This is a genomic window from Cellulomonas sp. FA1 (assembly GCF_000986825.1).
GTDB classification, from domain to species: Bacteria; Actinomycetota; Actinomycetes; order Actinomycetales; family Cellulomonadaceae; genus Cellulomonas; species Cellulomonas iranensis.
On record NZ_LBMY01000001.1, the window covers coordinates 3,237,081 to 3,256,346 of the forward strand.

Consider the following 19,266-nt stretch of genomic DNA (forward strand, 5'->3'; position numbering starts at 1 on the left):
GGCCCGCCGACACACGTCGGCCCGGCGGCGCGGGGTGGGCCTGCTGCGACGTCACGGGCACCGCACGTGGGTGGTGCGGTGCGCGCGGGTAGCGTCGCCGGGGTCGACGCGACGCCGCGCCGACCAGGACGGAGGGTGGCACCGTGGCACGAGTCCCGACCGACCGGTTCGACGCGCGCGGCCTGCCGCGCTGGCGGCTCGGCGAGCACCCGTGGCTGGCCGACGCGCCGCCCGTGCCGCCGCGGGCGCGCGTGATCGTCGACAACGACTTCGCGGGCGACCCCGACGACCTGTTCCAGCTGGTGCACCACGTGCTGTCGCCCGCGGTCGAGATCCCGCTGGTCGTGTCCTCGCACCTGCGCCGCGACGCGCCGGGCCCCGCGACGACCGCGGCCGACGGGCTGCGCGTGGTCGAGGACCTGTGCGCGCGCCTGGGGCTCGACGCGGCCGACCGCCTGGTGGCCGGCGCCGAGGAGCCGCTCGTGGACGTGCGTACGCCGCGCATGTCGGCGGCGGTCGACGCGATCGTCGCCGAGGCGCTGCGCGACGACCCGCGGCCGCTGTTCTACGCCGCGGGCGGCGGGCTGACCGACCTCGCGTCGGCGTACCTGCGGCACCCGGAGATCGCGCACCGGCTCGTGGTTGTGTGGATCGGCGGGTTCGAGCACGAGCCGCTGCCGTGGCTCGACGCGTCCGCACCGGTGACGGCCGAGTACAACCTGTCGACCGACGTCGCCGCCGCGCAGGTCGTGTTCGACGCGCCCGACCTCGAGGTGTGGCAGGTGCCGCGCAGCACGTACCGCACGTGCGTCATGTCGGACGCCGAGATGCGGGTGCGCGTGCGGGGCGCCGGCGCGCTCGGGCGGCACCTGTACGACGAGGTGCGTGCCGAGATGGTGAAGCACGAGCACCTGCGGCCGCAGGCCGAGGCGTACGTGCTCGGCGACTCGCCGCTCGTGCTGCTGACCGCGCTCGCGGACTTCTGGGAGGCGGGCCCGTCGTCGTGCGAGCACGTCGTGGTGCCGAAGCCCGCGATCCGCGACGACGGCCGGTACGCGCCGCGACCCGACGCGGCGCCGATGCGCGTCTACGGGCGCGTCGACGTGCGTCTCATGCACGAGGACCTGCACGCCAAGCTCGTGCTGTTCGAGCGGTGGCGCGCCGGCGCCGAGTGACGCGAGGCCCCGTGCGTCACTCCGCGACGCGGAACACGGGCCACCCGACCTCGGTGCGCCACGCGGCCGGGTCGGGCGTGTCCCGCGGCCCGACGACGTACGTCTCGCGCACCGGGCCGGCGACGGCGAGCGCGTTCTCGACGACCCACGCGCCGAGCGCGCCGTACGTGACGTCGACGTCGTCGTGCGGGCCGACGTGCGTGGTGACCGCGAGCTCGACGGCGGGGAGCGTCGTGGCGTGCACGCGCCCCACGGGCGCCGCGAGGTCGACGGGCCGGTAGACGAGCGCGTGCCCGCGGCCGTCCTCGAACAGCGCGTTGTCGTAGAGGCCGCCGGGGGTCCCGGCGGTGCCGACGACCGCGTCGAGCTCGGCCATCGCACCCGCGTACCAGGCGGTGACGGCGTCGTGCGTGACGTGCCCACCGACCGCGGCGACGGGCGTCGCCGGGACGGCGCGCAGCTCGACCGCGAGCGGTGCGGGCGTGGGAGCCAGCAGCCGGCGCAGCGACGCGACGGCCGTGCGGGTGCGGTCCAGCTCGTCCTCGAGGCGGGCCAGGTGCTCGGCGACGAGCGCGGCGCGGTCCGCCGGGTCGGTCGCGTCGAGGATCCGCCGGACGTCGGCGAGCGGCACGTCGAGCTCGCGCAGCCGGTGCACGACCTGCGCGGTCGGGATCTGCTCGGGCCCGTAGGACCGGTAGCCGGTGAGGTCGTCGACCGCCGCCGGCTCGAGGATCCCCGCCTCGTGGTAGCGCCGCAGCGTGCGCACGCTCAGGTGGGTCAGCCGGGAGAACTCGCCGATGGTCAGCACGGCACCATCGTCCCCCCTCCCGCCGGGGGAGACCCGCGCCCTTGACCTTCCCGCCGGGCGACGACGCAGCCTCGGGGCATGACGACACCGACCAGCATCTCGACCACCGACCTGCCCGCGACCGTGCGGGACTACCTCGCCGCCCACACGGCGCGCGACACCGACGCCGCGCTCGCGGCGTTCGCCCCGACGGCCGTGGTCGTCGACGACGGGCACACCTACCGCGGCACGGACGAGGTCCGCGGGTTCCTGGCCGACGCGGGCGGCGAGTTCACCTACACGACCGACCTGGTGGCGGCGCAGCGCGTCGACGCGGACCGCTGGACCGCGACCCTGCACCTGGAGGGCGACTTCCCCGGGGGTGTCGTCGACCTCGTGTACCGGTTCGTGCTGGCGGGCGACCGGATCGTGGAGCTGGTCATCGCCCCGTGATGCCGCACCGGGGGCGGGGGGCGCGGCGCCGTGTCCCCGGCCCGCGTGAGCCGGGCTACCGCCGGACGGCCCAGACCAGCAGGTGGGTGCCGTCCACGGCGTGCAGCTCGACCCCGGTCTCGAGGCCCCGCTCGACGTCGTACGGCTGGGCCGCGCCGACCTCCCACGTGCCGTCGGGCTGCTCGGACGTGAGCGCGGGCCCCGACGCGACGTCGGGCGCCACCGCCGTCGCCGTGTCGCCGGACAGCACGCACACCGACCCGTCGGTGCCCGCGTAGACGCTCGCACCGCCCGGGAGGGTCGTGACGTCCCCGACGGGCGCCTCGTCGCACGCGAAGGCGGGCGTGGGCAGCGGCGGCTCGCCCAGCGGGAAGGTCGCCGCACCGGCCCACGCGACCAGCGCGAGCGCGGCGACGCCGGGCAGCAGCCGCCGCGGGGCGGGGAGCGTCGCGCGTCGCGCGACGAGCAGCCCGAGGCCCGTGATCCCGAGGCCCAGCACGCCGCCGATCGTGTTGAGCAGGATGTCGTTGACGTCGAACGCGCGCCACGCCCACCCGACGGACGCCGACACGACCAGCTGGACCGTCTCGATCGCGACCGTCACGGCGAGGCACGTGAGCACGAGCGTCTCGTAGCGCCACCGCACGACGAGCGGCAGCAGCACGCCCAGCGGCAGCGTCATGAGGACGTTGCGCTGCGCCTCCCAGCCGCCGAGCAGGTCGGGGGCGCGCAGCGTGAGGTCCCAGCGCGGCCCGTCGCCGTGCGGCACCTGCTCGAACGGCAGGGGCAGGAACGCCGCGGCCGCGAGCACCACGAGGTAGAAGGCGAACAGCACCGTCGCGACGACGCGGACGCGCGGTGCGCGGTGCGGACGGTCGCCGGCGCGCCGCGCGGGCGGGGCGCTCGGCGTGGTGGACGGGCTCGGCGCGGCGGTCGGTCCGGGGCGCTGCTCGACGGGCTGCAGGGTCACGGCACCAGCCTGGCGCGCTGACCTGCGTCGGCGCGTCCGCCGAGAGCCGGATCATGCCTCCACCCCTGGTCGGAGGCGGACGCGGTGAGGTACCGCCGCAGGGGAGGTGGAGGTCGCCGCGACGGGCCCGACGAGTTCCGCCGCCGGGGCCGGTCGACACCCGGGACACCCCGAGCACGGAGGACCCGCGATGCCTGACGTCACCTACTCCCTGACCGCCTCGCTCGACGGCTACGTCATCGGCCCCGACGGCCGGTTCGACTGGGCCGCGCCCCCGCCCGACGTGTTCGCGCTCGCCACCGACGAGGTCCGCGGCCTGGGGGTGCACCTGATGGGCCGGCGGCTCTACGAGACGATGGAGTACTGGCGCGACGTCGACCCCGCGTCGCTCGACGACGCCGAGCGTGAGTTCGCCGCGCTGTGGAACGCGCTGCCGAAGGTCGTCTTCTCCGGCACCCTGACCGACGTGCGCGGCCCCGCGCGCCTCGCGACCGACGACCTGTCCGCCGAGGTCGCACGGCTGCGCGACGAGGTCGACGGCGACATCGGCATCGGCGGCGCCGACCTCGCGCACCAGGCCGCGGGCCTCGGCCTGATCGACGAGTACCGCGTGCGGGTGCTGCCCGTGCTGGTGGGCGGCGGCACGCCGTACTTCGCGCACGACGCGCGGCAGGTGCGGCTGCGGCTCGTCGAGTGCCGCACGTACGACGAGGGCGTCGTGTACCTGCGGCACCGCGTGGTGCGCGACGACACGTGAGCGCGCGGCCAGCCGCGCGTCGGGGACCATGGGGCATGCGCTCCGCCGACCCCACCTCCGCCGTCCTGCCCGGCCGCCCGCACCGCCGCGCCCGTTCCGCGCTCGCCGCGCTGCTGCTCGTCGCACCGCTTGCGGCATGCGGCGGCGGTGACGAGGAGGCCGCCCCGGCCGCGTCGAGCACGCCGCCCGTGACGCCCAGCGCGTCGCCCACCCCGACGCCGGAGCCCACACCCACCGAGCCCGTCGAGGTCGGCGCACGCCTGGAGATCACCGCCCCGGGTGCCGTGCTCGGCGTGGGCGATGCGGCCGTGATAGAGATGCACAACGGGTTCGACGCCGCGGGCCCGGCGTACTCCGAGGCGCAGGTCACGTCACGGTTCGTGAGCGTCACCGTCGCCGACCCGGCCGACCTCGCGGGCGTCGACCTGCCCACGCCGATCGACCCGGCCACCGAGACGGTCTACTACGTGCGCATGCAGCACACCCTGGAGTGGGCGCGGGGCCTGAGCCTCGTCTCGGTGTCGCCGCCGCACGTGCGCGCCTGGGACGTCGACGGCGCCGGTGCGTCGGACCTCCTGGTGTTCGGGACGTTCCCCGCCTGCCAGTCGGGCCGGTTCACCGAGCACGCGCCGGGCGAGACCGTGGAGTCGTGCGACATCGCGGTGCTGCCGAGCGCGCAGCCCCTCGGGTACGTCGGCGTGCCGGAGAACCCGCAGCTCACGCGCGACGCGCACGAGGAGTACGAGGTGCAGCCCGTGCTGTGGCAGGTGCCGGCCGCGGGCTGAGGTCGGCGGCGCCGGTGGGCGTCAGAGCGTGCGGTAGTGGTCGACCGTCGCGACCAGCTCGACCGGCACCTCCGGCAGCAGGTCGACGAGCCAGCGCGCCATCTCCGCCATGCCCTGCTCCTCCGACGGCGTGTGCCCCACGACCACGAGCCCCGCGCTCACGCCCGCCGCGACGGCGTCGGCCGCGTACTCGCCGGTCTCCCACTCGTGGCCCTCGCCGATCACGACCACGTCGACGTCGGGCCGGGCGATCAGGTGCCGGTTGCGCTCGAACCCCTGGAACCCGGGCTGCAGCCCGACGCTCGACACCGGGGCCGCCGGGTCGCCCACGTACCGCAGCGCGTGCGCCCCCAGCCGGTCGGCGACGTGCGCGGCGAGCTCGCCGAGCGTCGTCGGCGGCAGGTCGTAGACGCCCGGCTCGTCGGGGCGCTCGGCGTCGAGCCAGCCCAGCGCGCGCGCCTGGCCCGTGAGGATCCCGTCGGGCTCGCGGTCGTGCCACTGGTCGTGCTGGCGCAGCACCCGCAGCCCGTGCTCGGCGACGAACGCCGCCTTGGCGCGGTGCACCGGGTCGTCCTCGGCGACGAGCGTCGGCTCGGACGTGCCCGCGTGGTCGAAGTACAGCGGCTCGTGCGTGAGCACCAGGTCCAGGCCGCGGTCGACGGCCGTGCGCAGCACGTCGAACGTCGCCATCACCGTCACGGCCACGCCCCGCACGGGCGCGTCGGGGTCGCCCGCGAGGAACCCGTCCACCGTGGTCGTCCGCAGCGGCACGCCCACGTGCTCGACGATCCGCTCCGCCACCTGCCGCGCCGTCACAGCCATCGCGCCACCCTAGCGACGCGGCGACGTCGGGGGAGCGTGGTCCGGCGGACGCGACGAAGCGTTTCGACGCCTGGTGCGTGGGCCCGCGCCGACGAAGGGTGCACGGACCACCCGTCGTCACCGAGGAGCACCCATGACCCGCACCCCGCCCCTGCGCCGCGTCGCCGCGGTGCTCGGCGCCCTCGCGCTCGGAGCCGGCATGGCCGCCGGCTCGGTCGCGCTGGCCGCGCCCGCCGCGGCGCACGGCGCCGTGTCCGACCCGCCGGCGCGCGTCTACGGCTGCTGGGACCGCTGGGCCAGCAACCACACCAACCCTGCGATGCAGACGCAGGACCCGCAGTGCTGGGACGCGTGGCAGGCGAACCCGCAGGCCATGTGGAACTGGAACGGCATCTTCAAGGAGGGCGCGAACGGGAACCACGAGCAGTCGGTGCCCGACGGGCGTCTGTGCTCGGCGGACAACGACCTGTACGCGGCGGCCGACGACCCCGGCCCGTGGCGCACGACCCCCAAGCCGTACGACTTCCGGCTCACGGTCCACGACCCGTCGAACCACGGCGCGGACTACCTGAAGATCTACGTGACCAAGCAGGGGTACGACGCGCTCACCGAGCCGCTCACGTGGGCCGATCTCGAGCTGGTCAAGACCACGGGCCGGTACGCGCCGTCCAGCCCGTACGTGACCGACGTGAGCATCCCGCGCGACCGCACGGGGCACCACGTCGTCTTCACGATCTGGCAGGCCAGCCACCTCGACCAGCCGTACTACCAGTGCAGCGACGTGACGTTCGGCGGCACGACGACGCCGACGCCCACACCGACCGCGACGCCCACGCCGACCCCGACGCCCACCGTGACGCCGACTCCGACGCCCACTCCCACGTCGACGCCCACACCGACCCCGACGCCCACGCAGCAGCCCGTCGGCGGCTGCACGGCGACGGTCTCGGTCGTCAGCACGTGGACGGGCGGCTACCAGGCGACCGTGACCGTCACGGCGGGCACGGTCGCGATCAGCGGCTGGCAGGCCACCGTGGCCGGCGCGACCATCACGCAGGCGTGGAACGGCACGGCCTCCGGCAGCACCATCAGCTCGGCGTCGTGGAACGGCGCCCTCGCACCCGGGGGCACCGCGTCCGCCGGGTTCCTGGGCAGCGGCAGCCCCAGCGGGCTGACCGCGACCTGCAGCGCGACCTGACCGGTCCGCACCGACCGGCCGACGACGGGGCCGCACGTCCGAGGCGGGCGTGCGGCCCCGCCCGCCTGCCATGATCGGCCCGTGCTCGCCGACCGTCGTGCCCGCCACGACCGGGTCGCGGCCGCCCTCGCGGCGCTCGACGACGACGCGCTGGGCGCGCTGCTGGCCGACGGAACCGACGGCTCGGTGGGCGTCGGCGGCGGCACGTCGGTCGTCGACGTGGACGGCGTGCCCGTCTTCGCCAAGCGCGTGCCCGTCACGGAGCGCGAGCTCGCGCACCCGGGCAGCACGGCCGACCTGCACGGTCTGCCGATGGCCTGCCGGTACGGCATGTTCCCGCTGGCCGGGCCGGGCGTCGGCGCGTGGCGCGAGCTCGCCGCGAACCAGGTCGTGACCGCTGGCGTGCTGGCGGGGGAGACGCAGGGGTTCGCGCTGCTGCACCACTGGCGGGTGCTGCCGGGCCGCCCGCCTGTCGCGGACGAGCAGCGGGACGTCGACGCGGTGGTCGCGCAGTTCGGCGGGTCGCCGGCCGTGCGCGAGCGGCTCGAGGAGCTCGCGGCCGCGACGTCGAGCCTCGTGCTGCTCTCCGAGCACGTGCCGTCGCCCCTGCTCGACACGGTGCCCGACCCCGTGGCCGCGGCGGAGCGCGTCGAGCGGCAGCTCGGCGACGTCGTCGCGTTCCTCCGTCGCCACGCGCTGCTGCACCTCGACGCGCACCTGGGCAACCTGCGCGCCGACGGCGACCGGCTCGCCCTGGTCGACTTCGGCCTCGCGACGTCGGCCCGGTTCGAGCTGGACGACGACGAGCGTGCGTTCGTCGCCGCGAACGTCGACCACGACGCCGACTACGTCGCCATGCGCCTGGTGAACTGGCTCGTCACGACCGTGTGCGGGGTGCCGATGCCGACGGCCGGGCCACCGGTCGAGCGCAACGCGTACGTGCGGCGGTGCGCGACGTACGGCGTCCCGTCCGGCGTCCCGGCGCCGGTGGCGGGCGTCCTCGCGCGGCACGCGGCCGCGGCGGCCCGCATGAACGCGTTCGTCGCGCGGCTGCACGACGGCGACCTCGACGCGCGGTACGCCCCGACGCGCGGCTGACCGGCCGCCGGACGTCGTCCAGCACCTGGGACGCCCCCTGCGCGACACCGGGCTCAGTGCCGTTCTGCGCGCTGCGAGCACCGCCAGCCCGGTCTCGACGAGCGCGCCGTCCACGAGGCGGGACGACGCGCCGCACCGGGGGACGCAGCGGCGGGGTGCCGCACCGGGGGTGCGACGGGCACCCGACGACGGGCACCCGACGACGGGCCCGTCGCCGCGAGGGAGGTCCGGCCGTCCGGCGCGAGGGCCGAGCGGTGCCCGTGGCGGGCGCGGTGGTGCGCCCGTCACGGGCCGCCGGTCACGCGTCGTACTGCGCAGCCACCGTGTAGAGGCCCGGACGTGCGCCGGCGATGGCGGCGGTGCGGGACGCGTACTCGGCGGCGGCCGGGTCGGCCTGCGTCGCCCGCACGTCGTCGGCGCTGCGCCAGCGGGCGAGGTTGACGACGCGCGAGCCGTCCGTGCTCGCGAGCAGGGTCAGGGAGACGAAGCCGGGGCGGTGCCGGATCACGCGCTCCGCGCCCTCCTGCAGCAGGGCCACCAGCTCGGCCTGCCGCGCGGGGTCGACGTCGACGACGTTGACGAAGGTGATGCCGTTGTCGGTGGTCATGGACCACGTCCTTCCTGCCGGGTGCGGGCCGTGGCCGGTCCGCACGTCGTGGGTGGCCGCGGGGCGGCCGTGCGCACCGCAGGGCGACGGCGCTCACGCACGTCATGACGAGGCAGGACCCCGGGACGTCAGGACGGACGGGCCGCTAGCGTGGCGTGGGCACAGGTCCGCGCCCCGACGCGGTGCGGCGGTGCGACACGGCGAGCCGCGACGGCAGGGGGCCGGGTGCACGACGACCGAGACGCACCGGGGGTGCTGCCGGACGGTGCGCCGAGCGCGGCGCAGGTGGAGGAGCCGCGCCCCGACGACGACCGGCGGCTGCTCCTCGACGTCGCGTACCGGCTGCTCGGGTCGGTCGCGGAGGCCGAGGACGCCGTGCAGGAGACGTACGTGCGGTGGTTCGCGACGCCCGCGGCCGAGCGCGCCCGGGTCGTGACGCCCACCGCGTGGCGCGTGACGGTGTGCAGCCGCGTCTGCCTCGACGTGCTGCGATCGGCCCGCGTGCGGCGCGAGCGCTCCGCGGGCGAGCGGCTGCCCGAGCCGGTCCCGGGGGCCGCGTGGACCAGCCGTGCCGCCACGGCAGGGGCCGGCGACCCCGCCGACCTCCTGACGGCCGACGAGTCGCTGCGCACCGCCTTCCTCGTGGTGCTCGCGCGGACCACGCCCGCCGAGCGGGTCGCGCTCGTGCTGCACGACGTGTTCGGGTACGCGTTCGCCGAGGTCGCCGACGTGCTGGGACGCTCGCCGGCGGCGTGCCGGCAGCTCGCGTCGTCGGCTCGGCGCCGGGTCGGGGCCGAGCCCGCACGGCGCGCGCCGGTCGACCCGGCCGTGGTGGACGCGCTGCGCGACGCGTGGCGTCGGCGTGACGTCGCCGCCGTGGTCGCCGTGCTGGACCCGTCGTGCGTCGCCGTCGTCGACGGCGGCGGCGTGGTCAGCGCACCCGCGGCGCCGGTGGTCGGCGCGACGGCGGTCGCCGAGCTGCTCGCGGGCGTCGCCGAGCGGGCGCCCGGGCTCGCGCTCGCGCGGGTCGTCGCCAACGGCGAGCCCGCGCTGCTCGCGCACGACGGCGGGCAGGTGCTCGCGGTCGTCGGCGTGGGGGTGCGCGACGGGCGCGTCGTCGACCTGTGGGTCGTGCGGGACCCCGCCCGGCTGCGCGGCTGGCGCGTGCCCGCCTGACGCGCCCGCCGCGCCGGGGTGTGCGCGGCGGGCGCGGTGCGTCCGGCGGGTCCTACGCGAGCGACAGGAACAGCTTCTCGAGCTTCGCGACGTCGAGCGTCGGCTCGGCGTCGGCGTCCTGCGGCTCCGTGAGGCACTGCTTCATGCCGGACGCGATGATCGCGAACCCGGCGCGGTCGAGCGCGCGCGACACGGCCGACAGCTGCACGACGACGTCCTCGCAGCTGCTGCCCTCGTCGATCATCCGGATCACGGCCGTGAGCTGCCCCTGGGCGCGCTTGAGCCGGTTGCCGACCTTCGTCATCTCCGCGGGGTCGAGCTCCACGGGGTCCTCCTGTCGACGGTGGGGTGCCGCGTCAGCGGCAGGTGCACTGCTGGTCGCGGGGCACGTCGGCCATGACGGCGTCGACGTGCTGGCCGCAGCCGGTCCAGGTGACCTTGCCGCAGGTCTGGCACGTGGCGGGGCTGCACATGGTGGGGGTCCTTCCGGGTGGGGGTGGGGTGAGGGTACGTCGTGGGTCGGTGGGGTGGGGCGGGCTCAGCGGCGGACGGCGCCGCCGGCCGCCTGCCAGGCGCCGATGCCGCCCGACAGGCTCGTGGCCGCGATCCCCGCGGCGCGCAGCTGCTTGGCCGCGGTGCGCGAGCGCATGCCCGACGCGCACATCACGACGACGGGCGTGCCGGCGGTGAGGCGTCGGGGCGCGTCGGCGACGTCGCCCAGCGGCACGTGCACGGCCTGCGGCGCGTGACCGGTGCGCCACTCGGCGCGCTCGCGGACGTCGAGCAGCTGGGCTCCCTCCCGCACGAGCGCGACGGCGCGCGGGCCGTCGACCGTGGTGGGCAGGGCGCCGTCGTCGCGGGTGCGGCCGCGCAGGCGGTCGAGGACGTCGCGCAGGCTCATGAGCGGGCTCCTTCGAGGGGACGGACGACGTCGGGGTGGGTGAGGACGAGGCTGAGCCAGCCGCCCGAGAGGTTGCGTGCCTCCAGGCCGGCGTGCAGCAGCACGCGGGTCGCGATGTGCGCGCGGACGCCGCTCTGGCAGTGCACCGCGACGGGCCGGCCGGCCGCTGCCGCGCGCACCTCGTCGAGGCGGTCGCGCAGCTCGGTGTGCGGCACGTGCAGCGCCTCGGCGAGGTGGCCGCGCGCGTGCTCGGCGGCGGTGCGGACGTCGAGCACGAGGTGCGTCGCGCGCACGGCGTCGAGGTCGGCGGCGTGCCACTGCGGCATGGTGCCGTCCAGGACGTTCTGCGCGACGAACCCGAGCATGTTCACGGGGTCCTTCGCGGCGCCGTAGGGCGGCGCGTACGCGAGCTCGAGCTCGGCGAGGTCGTCGGCGGTCATGCCCGCGCGCAGCGCGGTCGCGAGCACGTCGATGCGCTTGTCGACGCCCGCGCGGCCGACGGCCTGCGCGCCGAGCAGGCGGCCGTCGGGCGCGAACGACGCGACCAGGTGCACGGCCTGCGCGCCGGGGAAGTACCCGGCGTGGTGCCCGCCGTGCACGCGCACGACCTCGTGCTCGATGCCGGCACGGGCGAGCGCGGCCTGGCTCGCGCCCGTGACGGCGGCGGTGAGGCCGAACACCCGGACGATCGCGGTGCTGAGCACGGGGGCCTGCGGCGTGGTGCGGCGGCCGAGCATCGCGTCGGCGGCACGGCGGCCCTGCCGGTTGGCGGGGCCCGCGAGCGGGACGGGGCCGACGGCGCCGGTCACGGCGTGGGTCACCTCGACCGCGTCGCCGACGGCCCACACGTGCGGGTCGGACGTGCGCTGGTCGGCGTCGACGACGATCGCGCCGGTGGCGCCGAGCGTGAGGCCCGCGTCGCGCGCGAGGTCGCTCGCGGGGCGCACGCCGACGTTGACGACGACGAGGTCGGCCGGCACCCGGGTGCCGTCGGTGAGCGTGACGAGCGCGGCGCCGTCGGCGCCGGTCGTGACGGACCGGGCGGCGACGCCGAGGTGCAGCGCGACGCCGTGCGCGCGCAGCTCGTCGGCCAGCAGCGGGGCGAGCTCGGGGTCGAGGGGCGGCAGCACGTGGTCGGCGAGCTCGACGAGCGTGACGTCCAGGCCGCGGTGCGCGAGCGCCTCGACGGCCTCGAGGCCGATGAACCCGGCGCCGACGACGACGGCCCGGCGCGGGCGGTCCGTGGGCAGGGCCGCGACGCGCGCCGTGAGCGCGTCGAGGTCGGGGACGGTCCGCAGCGTGTGCACCGCGGGGTGGTCGAGCCCGTCGACGGGCGGCCGGACGGCCACCGCGCCGGGGGCGAGCAGCAGCGCGTCGTAGGGCAGGTCGTACGTGCCGTCGGCGGTGGCGACGGCGACGGTGCGGGCCGTGCGGTCGATCGCGGTGACGCGGTGGCCGGTGCGCACGTCGAGCGCGAGGGCGGCGTGCAGCGACGCGGGGGTGTGCAGCAGCAGGGAGTCGCGGCTCTCGATCTCGCCGGACAGGTGGTACGGCAGGCCGCAGTTGGCGAACGACACGTGCGCGGACTGCTCGAGGACGACGATCGACGCGGACTCGTCGAGCCGGCGGGCGCGGGCCGCGGCGCTCATGCCGCCGGCGACGCCGCCGACCACGACGAGGCGTCGCGGTGCGGGTTCCGGGGTGGGGGACATGGCTCCAAGATACCCCCGGGGGTATATCTCGCCACGTGCGCAGGTCGCGCCGCGGACCCGCCCGCCGCTCGCGCTCAGTCCCGGGCGCGCACCTTGATGCCGCACCCCAGCCAGCGCCCGTCGACGTCCTCCAGCACCAGGTCGACGTTGCCGTAGTCGGTCAGGCCCGGCGCGCGCACCACCCGCACACCCGCCGCGAGCAGCTCGGCGTGCAGCCCCGCCGCGTCGTCGGTGATGACGTACGCGTCGTACCCGAAGCCGTACCGCTCGCGGTGCGGCACCACCGGCACGCCCGGCGCGGACGTCAGCACGATCTCGACGCCGTCCCGGTACAGGCACACGTGCGGCTCCGCGGCGTCCAGGTACTCCACCACCCGGAACCCCAGGCGGTCCCGGTACCAGGCGGCCGTCGCCGCGACGTCGGGGACGGGGAAGACGGGGTGGGTCGCCTGCAGCGTGGCCATGGGAACCTCCGGTCCGAGGGGTCGGTGCCGCCGACGCTAGGGCGGCCGTCGACCCTCTCACCAGGGATTTCGACGCGTCCGGCGAGGATGTGGGTGCTCGGTGCCGGCGGTCAGCGGCCCGTCGAGAGCGGGTCGGCGAGCACGTCGCGCAGCACGAGCTGCGCCGCGCCGACCGCGAGCAGGTCCGCGCCCAGCGCGGCCGTCACGACGCGGACGTCCTCCCGGGCACCCGGCAGCGCGCGCGCCAGGTGGGCGTCGAGCGCGGCGGTCCCACGCGTGCGGACCAGCGCGGCGAGGAACCCGCCCAGCACGATCCGCTCGGGGTTGAGCACGTTGACGACCGTGCGCAGCGCGACGCCCAGGTACCCCAGCTGTCGGTCGATCTCGGCGAGCGCCGTCGACGGGGACGCCGCGACGACGCGCGCGAGCGTGGGCTCGAGCTCGGAGGCGGGCACGTCGCCCAGCGCCGCGAGCAGGCGTGCGCGCGACACCTCGGTCTCGAGGCAGCCGTCCGCGCCGCAGTGGCACGGGCGACCCGCGGACCGGACCAGCGTGTGCCCGATCTCGCCGCCGAACCCGTGCGCGCCGACGGTCAGCACGCCCGCGTCCGCCGCCGATCCGCCGATGCCCGAGGCGCCGCCGTTGAGGTAGACGACCGCCCGTGCGCCGCGCCCCGCGCCGAACAGCGACTCGGCGACCACGCCGCAGTTGGCGTCGTTGTCGACCGCGACGGGTGCGTCGAGCGTGGCGGCGAGCAGCGGCCCGAGCGGGACGTCGCGCCAGCCCAGGTGGGGTGCGACGACGACGGTCCCGGTGCGCCGGTCGACCAGTCCGGGCGCGGCCACGCCGACGCCGCGCAACGGGCCGGTCGGCGCGAGCCGGTCGCGGAGCTCGCGCGCCGCGGCGAGCACGTCGTCGGGGGTCGGCGGTGCGTCGTGCGGGACGCGGGCGCGCGCGAGCACGCGCCCGCCCAGGCCGACGAGCGCGCCGTGCGTCGCGTCGAGCTCGGGGTGGAGCGTGAGCACGCGGGTCGCGTCCGTCGCGTGCACGCGCGGGCTCGGGCGCCCGACGCCCCCCGACGGTGCGGCCAGGTCCTCCGTGACGATCCCCGCGCGCACCAGCTCGGCGACCAGGGCCCGCACGGTCGAGCGGTGCAGGCCGGTCTCGCGCGTGAGGTCGGCGCGTGTGCTGCCGTCGCGCAGGTGCACGACCTGCAGCACGGCGGCGAGGTTGCGTCGGCGCAGGTCGTCGCGGTCGCTGCCGGACGGGTCGGGCGCGGCGCCGGCGGGGTGCGCGGGCGGCGTCGGCGGGCGGGGGGTCATCGCGTCCGATCGTAGGTCGCGGTCCGGCGGGCGGGTCGTGGCACAGCGGGTCTTGTGGGGCGACGGTCGGCCTCCCTAATATGTTTTGCATGACAACAAATCGACGGGACGAGCACGTCGCGGTGCTCGCCGCCCAGCACGACGACGTGCGCGACCAGTTCGCGGGCGACTGGATCCGGTACCGCGTCTCACCCGCGCTCCAGCGGCTCTCGTGGGAGACGCAGTCCGCCTGCGCCCGCATCAGCCGGATCTTCTACGACGACCCCGACGAGGCCCGCCGCCTGTTCCGCGAGCTCGTGCCCGGGGCCGGGGACGACATCGACCTGCGCCCGCCGTTCGCGCTCGACTACGGCGTGGGCCTGAGCATCGGCGACCGCACCTTCATCAACAAGGACTTCCTCGTGACCGGCGGCGGGCGCATCACGATCGGCGCCGACTGCCTCATCGGCCCCCGGTGCAGCATCTACACGCCCAACCACGCCGAGGGCCGCGTGCGGCGCCTCGAGGGCTGGGAGCGCGTCGGCCCCGTCACCATCGGCGACAACGTGTGGATCGGTGGCTCCGTCACGATCCTGCCCGGCGTCACCATCGGCTCCGACGCGATCATCGGCGCCGGGTCCGTCGTGACGCGCGACGTCCCGCCCGGCGTCGTCGCCGTCGGCAACCCGTGCCGCGTGCTGCGCCCCATCACGGAGGACGACGAGCTCGCGCGCGCCGCCGAGGTGACGGCGTGAGCTGCCACGAGTGCGCTGCACGCGGCGGCGCCCCGCGCCCCGCGACCGCCGTGTGCTCCGGCTGCGGCGCCGGCACGTGCCCCGAGTACACGCACGAGACCGTCGACGTCGTGCGCGTCAGCAGCGTCGGCAACCCGGTCGAGCGCCGCACGCGTCGGCTGACGTGCACGGCGTGCTCCGCGAGGGTCCAGCCCGCCGGGGCGGCCGGGTCGCGGTGACCCGGGCCGCCCCTGCCGTCACGGTGAGCAGGCGGTCACGCCGTCGTCGGTGACGCGGCAGCGCCACACCTCGGCCTCGGCGACGACGTCGTCCGGGACGCGGTCGACCACCGACCGGACCACCCGGGTCTCACCCGTGACCGTGCCCGCCGGAACGCCGTCGAACCCGCGCGTCGCGACCTCGCGCTCGCCGAGCAGCTCACCCGTCGACGGCACGACGACCAGCTCGCGGCGCCGACCGTCGGTCGACTCCAGCCGTCCGAACGCGACCCCCGCGCCCGGGCCGACCCGCGCGTCGCGGTCCGTCACCTCGACGCCCGGCACGGTCGCGAGCACGCGGTACAGCGCGGCCCGCAGGTCGGCGGGCGCGACACCCGTGCGGAGCGTCGCCGCGACGAGTCCGAACGCGCGGCCGTCGCGCGACTCGCCGCCGCCCGCGGCGTCGACGTCCGCGTAGATCCGCTCGCGCAGCGCCGACGTGTCCCGCGGCAGTGCGGCGAGGAAGTCCGGGTGCGGCAGCCCCCAGTGGCCCGGTGCATCACGAGGGGCGAGGTCGGACGTCCAGACGCGGCGGTCGTCTCGCTCCCAGGCGGCGCGGTCCTGGTCCGTCAGGGGTGCTCCCGAGAGCTGCCGGACCCGGTGGGTCGGGCCGTCGACGACCACGCTCGGGCGCGACCCGTCGACCGCGAGGTAGGCGGTGGTTTCGCGCGACGTCCGGATGGTGACCCGACCCGACGGCAGGTCGAGGGTCGCCGTGCCGAAGCCCGTGGTCCGCACCTCCCACCAGTCGTCCGGTCCCGCGACGGGGTCGGTCGACGTCACGTGCGTCGCCGCCTCGTCCAGCAGCGCCGCCGCCTCGGCCGAGGCCCCGCGGCCGCCCGTGAGCGCCGGCGCGACCACGAGCAGCGCCGCGGCGACCGCGGCGACGGGCGCGAGCGCGGCGAGCCGGCGCGCGACCGGCCGCGCCGGTGCACCCTCGCGGGCGTCGCGCAGCACCTCCCGGGCCGTCGCCCGCAGCCGGGTGTCGTCGTGGCCGGCCAGCCCGCGGGCCGGGTCGGCGTCCTGCAGCTGGTCGAGCAGGGTGCTGGTCATCGGTTCTCCTCGGTGGCGGGCTGCAGGACGAGGTCCAGGGGTGAGGGCGCGGTCGCGCGGCGCAGCGCGGCCTCGGCGCGACGCCGGGCGCGGTGCAGCCGCACGCGCGCGGCGGTGCCGCTGATGACGAGGACGTAGGCGATCTCGTCAGTGCTGAGCTGCTCCCACGCCCACAGGCGCAGGACCTCCGCGTCGCGCGGCGACAGGTCGGCCAGGACCCGCGCGACGAGCGACTCGCGGTCCAGCCGCTCCACGATCCCGTCGGTGACGTCCTCGGGTCGGCGGTCCGGTGCGTCGAGGGCCGCCGTCCTCGCAGCGAGCGCGGCGCGTCGGCCGCGCGACCGGTGGCTGTGCAGCACGTGGTGGGCGGCCGTCCGGTACAGCCACGGCAGCGGCTCGTCGGGCACGCGCGACCGGTGCCGCCACGCCGTCGCGAACACCTCGGCCACCACGTCGTCCGCGTCCTGCGGCACCCGCCGACGCGCGTAGGCGAGCACCTGGTTGCCGTGCGCGACGAACACCTCCTCGAACCAGCGCTCGTCGCGCCGCGCGTCGCGGCTCATCTGCTCCATGCCCCCGTCGTTCCCGGCGCGCCCCGAGGTGTTACCGGTGCGCCGCGATCCTCGCAGCGGGTCGAGGAGCCGGAGCGCCCGGCACCCTCAAGGTTCCATCTCGTTTACCGATATGGAGAAGGGTGGAACGCATCGACTGTCGAGATGGGGCGTGGATGGACACGGACGTGCAGGAGAAGGTCACCCGACGGCGCATCGGCCCCGCCGTGGCGGTGGGCGTGGCGACGGTCGGTGCGTGGATGGCGATCGTCTACGGGCTCGCGACGGCAGTCATGGGCTGGAGCGCGGTGCAGGTGCCGGTCGGACTCGGCCCGGACGCCCCGGCGTCCTCGACCCAGGTCGTGCCGTGCGTCGCGGGCTGGCCCGCCGACGGCAGCGCCGGGTGCGGACCCGCCGCGGCCGCCGACGAGTGGCCCGGGGGAGAGCCGCTGCCGGTCCGGCACGTCGACGGCCCCGTCGCCGAGGTGACCGACGCCGGTACGCTCACCGCGCTGCTCGCGACCGTGCCGGGTTGGGGCGGCCTCGTCGCCGCGGGGGCCGTCGTCCTCGTCCTCGTCCCCGTGCTGCGCAGCACCGCCGCGGGCGACCCGTTCGCACGCGGCAACGCCCGCCGCCTCGCGGTCGCCGCCGCCGTGGTCGTCGGCGCGTGGGTCGTCGTCACCGTCGGGCCGTACGTCGCCGCGCACGACGTCGTCGCGCTCGTCGAGGCCGCGCCGCGGCTCACCGAGACCGGTCCGCTGCGCGAGTTCCCGATGCCCACGGGCTGGCTCGTGCCCGAGCTGCGCGTCACCTGGTGGCCGCTGCTGCCCGCGCTGCTGCTCGCCGCGCTCGCGGGCGCCACCCGCACGGGCACGCGCGTCGCCGCCGACACCGCGGGGCTCGTGTGAGCGAGGACGACCCGCAGCCGCACCGCGTCGTCAGCCGTCTCGGCGCGCTGCTGGAAGACCGCGGGATGACCCTCGTCCAGCTCGCGGCGCTCACCGGCGTGACGGTCGCGAACCTCTCGGTGCTGAAGAACGGCCGCGCCCGCGCGATCCGGTTCTCGACCCTCACCGCGGTGTGCGACGCGCTCGGCTGCCGCCCGGGCGACCTGCTGGACGTCGAGCCGCCCGGCGCCGCGGCTCCACGCTGAGCGGGCGGACCCGGGCGCAGCCCCGCGAGCGTGGCAGACTCGGTGGGTCGTGCCCGCGTGAACGGGCCGGCAGGTCCGCGGCGAGCCGCACAGCGTGGGCCGACCGTCTCCGTGCGAGACGGCCCCGACGTCAGGCGTCGGCGACACTGGACGGCAGCACCAGCATCATTCGTCGAGGAGTCGTCATGCCCCAGGCCACCGTCCGTTGGTTCGACACCGAGCGAGGCTTCGGCTTCCTCGCGCTCGAGGACGAGGGCGAGGACCTGTTCGTCCACGCGTCCGAGATCGTCGGCGACTCCTCGCGCGGCCTGCGCGAGGGCCAGACCGTCGAGTACGAGCTCGGCGAGGGCGACCGCGGTCCCGTCGCCCGCAAGGTCCGCGTCACGGGCGACGTCCCGGCCGACGCGTCGCTCGGGCGGCTCGGCACCGTCAGCTGGTACGAGCCCACCAAGGGCTACGGGTTCGTCACGCCCGACGGCGACGGCGCCGAGATCTTCCTGCACTCGTCCGCGATCGTCGGCGGCGGGGTCGTCACCGAGGGTCAGCGCGTCGCGTTCCTCGTCGTCCCCGGCGAGAAGGGCCCGCAGGCCGACCACCTGCTGCCGCTCGGCCCCGACGCGGCACCCGCGGGTGCCGGTGCCGCGAGCAAGGACGACGGCGCCGACGGCACCGTCACGTTCTACGACGCCGACAAGGGCTTCGGCTTCGCGACGGTCGACGACGGCAGCGAGGACGTGTTCGTGCACGCCCGCGTGCTGCAAGGTGTCACCGAGCTCGCCGAGGGCGACCGCATCAGCTTCACGGTCGTCGCGGGCGAGCGCGGCCCGCAGGCCACCGACGTGCGCCTCGTGGGCGGGACGCGCCCGCGCCGGTCGTCGGCCCCCGCGGGTCGCGGCCAGGACCGCGGCCGCTCGGGCGGGTTCGACCGCGGGTCCGACCGCGGTGGCTACGACCGGGGCGGCGACCGTGGGCGCTCCGACCGCGGCGGCTACGACCGCGGCGGAGACCGTGGGGGCTCCGACCGCGGTGGCGACCGTGGCTCCGACCGCCGGTCCTCGGGTGCGCCCGCGCGCGGCGGCGAGGGCGTCGTCGCGCGCTACGACGCCGACCGCGGATTCGGCTTCATCCGCCCCGACGCGGGCGGCGACGACCTGTTCGTGCACGTGTCCGTCGTCCGCGGCGGTGAGGCGCTCTACGAGGGCGACCGCGTGCGCTTCAAGGTCCGCCAGAGCGACCGCGGCCCGCAGGCCGACGGCGTCGAGCTGCTCTGATCGTCCCGTCGGTGGGTGCC

23 protein-coding genes are annotated in these 19,266 nt (G+C 76.7%); 12 read left to right on the forward strand and 11 right to left on the reverse strand.

The features are described 5' to 3' along the window. The first annotated feature begins 143 nt into the window (after positions 1 to 143). Positions 144 to 1,175 carry a nucleoside hydrolase gene (locus GY42_RS14625; protein ID WP_052748413.1) on the forward strand — a complete coding sequence of 344 codons (1,032 nt, stop codon included), beginning with the start codon at positions 144 to 146 and terminating at the stop codon, positions 1,173 to 1,175. 16 nt (positions 1,176 to 1,191) lie between these two features. Here GY42_RS14625 and GY42_RS14630 read toward each other — a convergent pair whose 3' ends face one another. Further along, positions 1,192 to 1,983, reverse strand: coding sequence for a MerR family transcriptional regulator (locus GY42_RS14630; RefSeq protein ID WP_046529887.1), 792 nt, complete (start codon positions 1,981 to 1,983; stop codon positions 1,192 to 1,194). A gap of 78 nt (positions 1,984 to 2,061) precedes the next feature. On the opposite strand from GY42_RS14630, the gene GY42_RS14635 reads away from it, so the two are divergent. Further along, positions 2,062 to 2,415 carry a nuclear transport factor 2 family protein gene (locus GY42_RS14635; protein WP_046529888.1) on the forward strand — a complete coding sequence of 118 codons (354 nt, stop codon included), beginning with the start codon at positions 2,062 to 2,064 and terminating at the stop codon, positions 2,413 to 2,415. Positions 2,416 to 2,470: 55 nt separating this feature from the next. Here the strand turns inward: GY42_RS14635 and GY42_RS18355 are convergent, their stop codons facing one another. After that, complete coding sequence (locus GY42_RS18355; protein ID WP_052748414.1) at positions 2,471 to 3,385, reverse strand: VanZ family protein; 915 nt, start codon at positions 3,383 to 3,385, stop codon at positions 2,471 to 2,473. A gap of 190 nt (positions 3,386 to 3,575) precedes the next feature. Here GY42_RS18355 and GY42_RS14645 point away from each other — a divergent pair, with 190 nt between their 5' ends. Then, entirely contained in the window at positions 3,576 to 4,142 is a 567-nt protein-coding gene (locus GY42_RS14645; protein ID WP_046529889.1) for a dihydrofolate reductase family protein, read from the forward strand. 35 nt (positions 4,143 to 4,177) lie between these two features. After that, entirely contained in the window at positions 4,178 to 4,927 is a 750-nt protein-coding gene (locus GY42_RS18360) for a hypothetical protein (RefSeq protein ID WP_052748415.1), read from the forward strand. A gap of 21 nt (positions 4,928 to 4,948) precedes the next feature. Here the strand turns inward: GY42_RS18360 and GY42_RS14655 are convergent, their stop codons facing one another. After that, positions 4,949 to 5,749, reverse strand: a complete 801-nt coding sequence (locus tag GY42_RS14655; RefSeq protein ID WP_046529890.1) for a Nif3-like dinuclear metal center hexameric protein — start codon at positions 5,747 to 5,749, stop codon at positions 4,949 to 4,951. Positions 5,750 to 5,882: 133 nt separating this feature from the next. On the opposite strand from GY42_RS14655, the gene GY42_RS14660 reads away from it, so the two are divergent. Beyond that, positions 5,883 to 6,947, forward strand: a complete 1,065-nt coding sequence (locus GY42_RS14660; RefSeq protein ID WP_046529891.1) for a lytic polysaccharide monooxygenase auxiliary activity family 9 protein — start codon at positions 5,883 to 5,885, stop codon at positions 6,945 to 6,947. Positions 6,948 to 7,028: 81 nt separating this feature from the next. After that, complete coding sequence (locus GY42_RS14665) at positions 7,029 to 8,045, forward strand: serine/threonine protein phosphatase (RefSeq protein WP_046529892.1); 1,017 nt, start codon at positions 7,029 to 7,031, stop codon at positions 8,043 to 8,045. A gap of 298 nt (positions 8,046 to 8,343) precedes the next feature. Here the strand turns inward: GY42_RS14665 and GY42_RS14670 are convergent, their stop codons facing one another. Next, a complete protein-coding gene (locus tag GY42_RS14670; RefSeq protein WP_046529893.1) occupies positions 8,344 to 8,652 on the reverse strand; it encodes an antibiotic biosynthesis monooxygenase family protein in 309 nt (102 codons plus the stop codon). Between the two features lie 225 nt (positions 8,653 to 8,877). Between GY42_RS14670 and GY42_RS14675 the strand changes: the two genes are divergently transcribed. Beyond that, complete coding sequence (locus GY42_RS14675) at positions 8,878 to 9,828, forward strand: sigma factor (protein WP_236686804.1); 951 nt, start codon at positions 8,878 to 8,880, stop codon at positions 9,826 to 9,828. A 52-nt stretch (positions 9,829 to 9,880) separates the two neighbouring features. On the opposite strand, the gene GY42_RS14680 is transcribed toward GY42_RS14675, so the two are convergent. The 5 genes from GY42_RS14680 to GY42_RS14700 form a co-directional block, all read right to left on the reverse strand. Further along, positions 9,881 to 10,153 (reverse strand): metal-sensitive transcriptional regulator, encoded by a 273-nt coding sequence (locus tag GY42_RS14680; RefSeq protein ID WP_046529894.1) that lies wholly within the window; start codon positions 10,151 to 10,153, stop codon positions 9,881 to 9,883. Positions 10,154 to 10,366: 213 nt separating this feature from the next. Further along, positions 10,367 to 10,729 (reverse strand): rhodanese-like domain-containing protein, encoded by a 363-nt coding sequence (locus GY42_RS14685; protein ID WP_082131582.1) that lies wholly within the window; start codon positions 10,727 to 10,729, stop codon positions 10,367 to 10,369. Beyond that, complete coding sequence (locus GY42_RS14690; protein ID WP_046529895.1) at positions 10,726 to 12,441, reverse strand: FAD-dependent oxidoreductase; 1,716 nt, start codon at positions 12,439 to 12,441, stop codon at positions 10,726 to 10,728. The genes GY42_RS14685 and GY42_RS14690 overlap by 4 nt, the downstream gene beginning before the upstream one ends. Positions 12,442 to 12,515: 74 nt before the next feature. Continuing rightward, positions 12,516 to 12,905 (reverse strand): VOC family protein, encoded by a 390-nt coding sequence (locus GY42_RS14695; protein ID WP_046529896.1) that lies wholly within the window; start codon positions 12,903 to 12,905, stop codon positions 12,516 to 12,518. Positions 12,906 to 13,015: 110 nt separating this feature from the next. Continuing rightward, entirely contained in the window at positions 13,016 to 14,227 is a 1,212-nt protein-coding gene (locus GY42_RS14700; RefSeq protein ID WP_046529897.1) for an ROK family transcriptional regulator, read from the reverse strand. An 89-nt stretch (positions 14,228 to 14,316) separates the two neighbouring features. Here GY42_RS14700 and GY42_RS14705 point away from each other — a divergent pair, with 89 nt between their 5' ends. Continuing rightward, a complete protein-coding gene (locus tag GY42_RS14705; protein WP_046529898.1) occupies positions 14,317 to 14,961 on the forward strand; it encodes a sugar O-acetyltransferase in 645 nt (214 codons plus the stop codon). After that, entirely contained in the window at positions 14,958 to 15,179 is a 222-nt protein-coding gene (locus tag GY42_RS14710; protein WP_046529899.1) for a DUF2180 family protein, read from the forward strand. The genes GY42_RS14705 and GY42_RS14710 overlap by 4 nt, the downstream gene beginning before the upstream one ends. A gap of 18 nt (positions 15,180 to 15,197) precedes the next feature. Here the strand turns inward: GY42_RS14710 and GY42_RS18365 are convergent, their stop codons facing one another. Both GY42_RS18365 and GY42_RS14720 read right to left on the reverse strand, forming a co-directional pair. Next, positions 15,198 to 16,271, reverse strand: coding sequence for a CU044_5270 family protein (locus GY42_RS18365; protein WP_052748416.1), 1,074 nt, complete (start codon positions 16,269 to 16,271; stop codon positions 15,198 to 15,200). Next, positions 16,268 to 16,843, reverse strand: a complete 576-nt coding sequence (locus tag GY42_RS14720; RefSeq protein ID WP_052748417.1) for an RNA polymerase sigma factor — start codon at positions 16,841 to 16,843, stop codon at positions 16,268 to 16,270. The genes GY42_RS18365 and GY42_RS14720 overlap by 4 nt, the downstream gene beginning before the upstream one ends. A gap of 155 nt (positions 16,844 to 16,998) precedes the next feature. On the opposite strand from GY42_RS14720, the gene GY42_RS14725 reads away from it, so the two are divergent. The 3 genes from GY42_RS14725 to GY42_RS20145 all read left to right on the forward strand — a co-directional run bounded on the left by GY42_RS14725 (position 16,999) and on the right by GY42_RS20145 (position 19,246). Further along, positions 16,999 to 17,730 (forward strand): hypothetical protein, encoded by a 732-nt coding sequence (locus GY42_RS14725; RefSeq protein WP_046529900.1) that lies wholly within the window; start codon positions 16,999 to 17,001, stop codon positions 17,728 to 17,730. Then, positions 17,727 to 17,975 carry a helix-turn-helix domain-containing protein gene (locus GY42_RS14730; RefSeq protein WP_046529901.1) on the forward strand — a complete coding sequence of 83 codons (249 nt, stop codon included), beginning with the start codon at positions 17,727 to 17,729 and terminating at the stop codon, positions 17,973 to 17,975. The genes GY42_RS14725 and GY42_RS14730 overlap by 4 nt, the downstream gene beginning before the upstream one ends. 185 nt (positions 17,976 to 18,160) lie before the next feature. After that, positions 18,161 to 19,246, forward strand: a complete 1,086-nt coding sequence (locus GY42_RS20145) for a cold-shock protein (protein WP_046529902.1) — start codon at positions 18,161 to 18,163, stop codon at positions 19,244 to 19,246. The last annotated feature ends 20 nt before the right edge of the window (positions 19,247 to 19,266 follow it).

Bases quoted from the DNA above. Each gene is read 5' to 3' on its own strand.
- GY42_RS14635 (WP_046529888.1), top strand. From the start codon at position 2,062: ATGACGACACCGACCAGCATCTCGACCACCGACCTGCCCGCGACCGTG.
- GY42_RS14645 (WP_046529889.1), top strand. From the start codon at position 3,576: ATGCCTGACGTCACCTACTCCCTGACCGCCTCGCTCGACGGCTACGTC.
- GY42_RS18360 (WP_052748415.1), top strand. From the start codon at position 4,178: ATGCGCTCCGCCGACCCCACCTCCGCCGTCCTGCCCGGCCGCCCGCAC.
- GY42_RS14655 (WP_046529890.1), bottom strand. From the start codon at position 5,749: ATGGCTGTGACGGCGCGGCAGGTGGCGGAGCGGATCGTCGAGCACGTG.
- GY42_RS14660 (WP_046529891.1), top strand. From the start codon at position 5,883: ATGACCCGCACCCCGCCCCTGCGCCGCGTCGCCGCGGTGCTCGGCGCC.
- GY42_RS14670 (WP_046529893.1), bottom strand. From the start codon at position 8,652: ATGACCACCGACAACGGCATCACCTTCGTCAACGTCGTCGACGTCGAC.
- GY42_RS14685 (WP_082131582.1), bottom strand. From the start codon at position 10,729: ATGAGCCTGCGCGACGTCCTCGACCGCCTGCGCGGCCGCACCCGCGAC.
- GY42_RS14690 (WP_046529895.1), bottom strand. From the start codon at position 12,441: ATGTCCCCCACCCCGGAACCCGCACCGCGACGCCTCGTCGTGGTCGGC.
- GY42_RS14695 (WP_046529896.1), bottom strand. From the start codon at position 12,905: ATGGCCACGCTGCAGGCGACCCACCCCGTCTTCCCCGTCCCCGACGTC.
- GY42_RS14700 (WP_046529897.1), bottom strand. From the start codon at position 14,227: ATGACCCCCCGCCCGCCGACGCCGCCCGCGCACCCCGCCGGCGCCGCG.
- GY42_RS14705 (WP_046529898.1), top strand. From the start codon at position 14,317: ATGACAACAAATCGACGGGACGAGCACGTCGCGGTGCTCGCCGCCCAG.
- GY42_RS18365 (WP_052748416.1), bottom strand. From the start codon at position 16,271: ATGACCAGCACCCTGCTCGACCAGCTGCAGGACGCCGACCCGGCCCGC.
- GY42_RS14720 (WP_052748417.1), bottom strand. From the start codon at position 16,843: ATGGAGCAGATGAGCCGCGACGCGCGGCGCGACGAGCGCTGGTTCGAG.
- GY42_RS14725 (WP_046529900.1), top strand. From the start codon at position 16,999: ATGGACACGGACGTGCAGGAGAAGGTCACCCGACGGCGCATCGGCCCC.
- GY42_RS20145 (WP_046529902.1), top strand. From the start codon at position 18,161: ATGCCCCAGGCCACCGTCCGTTGGTTCGACACCGAGCGAGGCTTCGGC.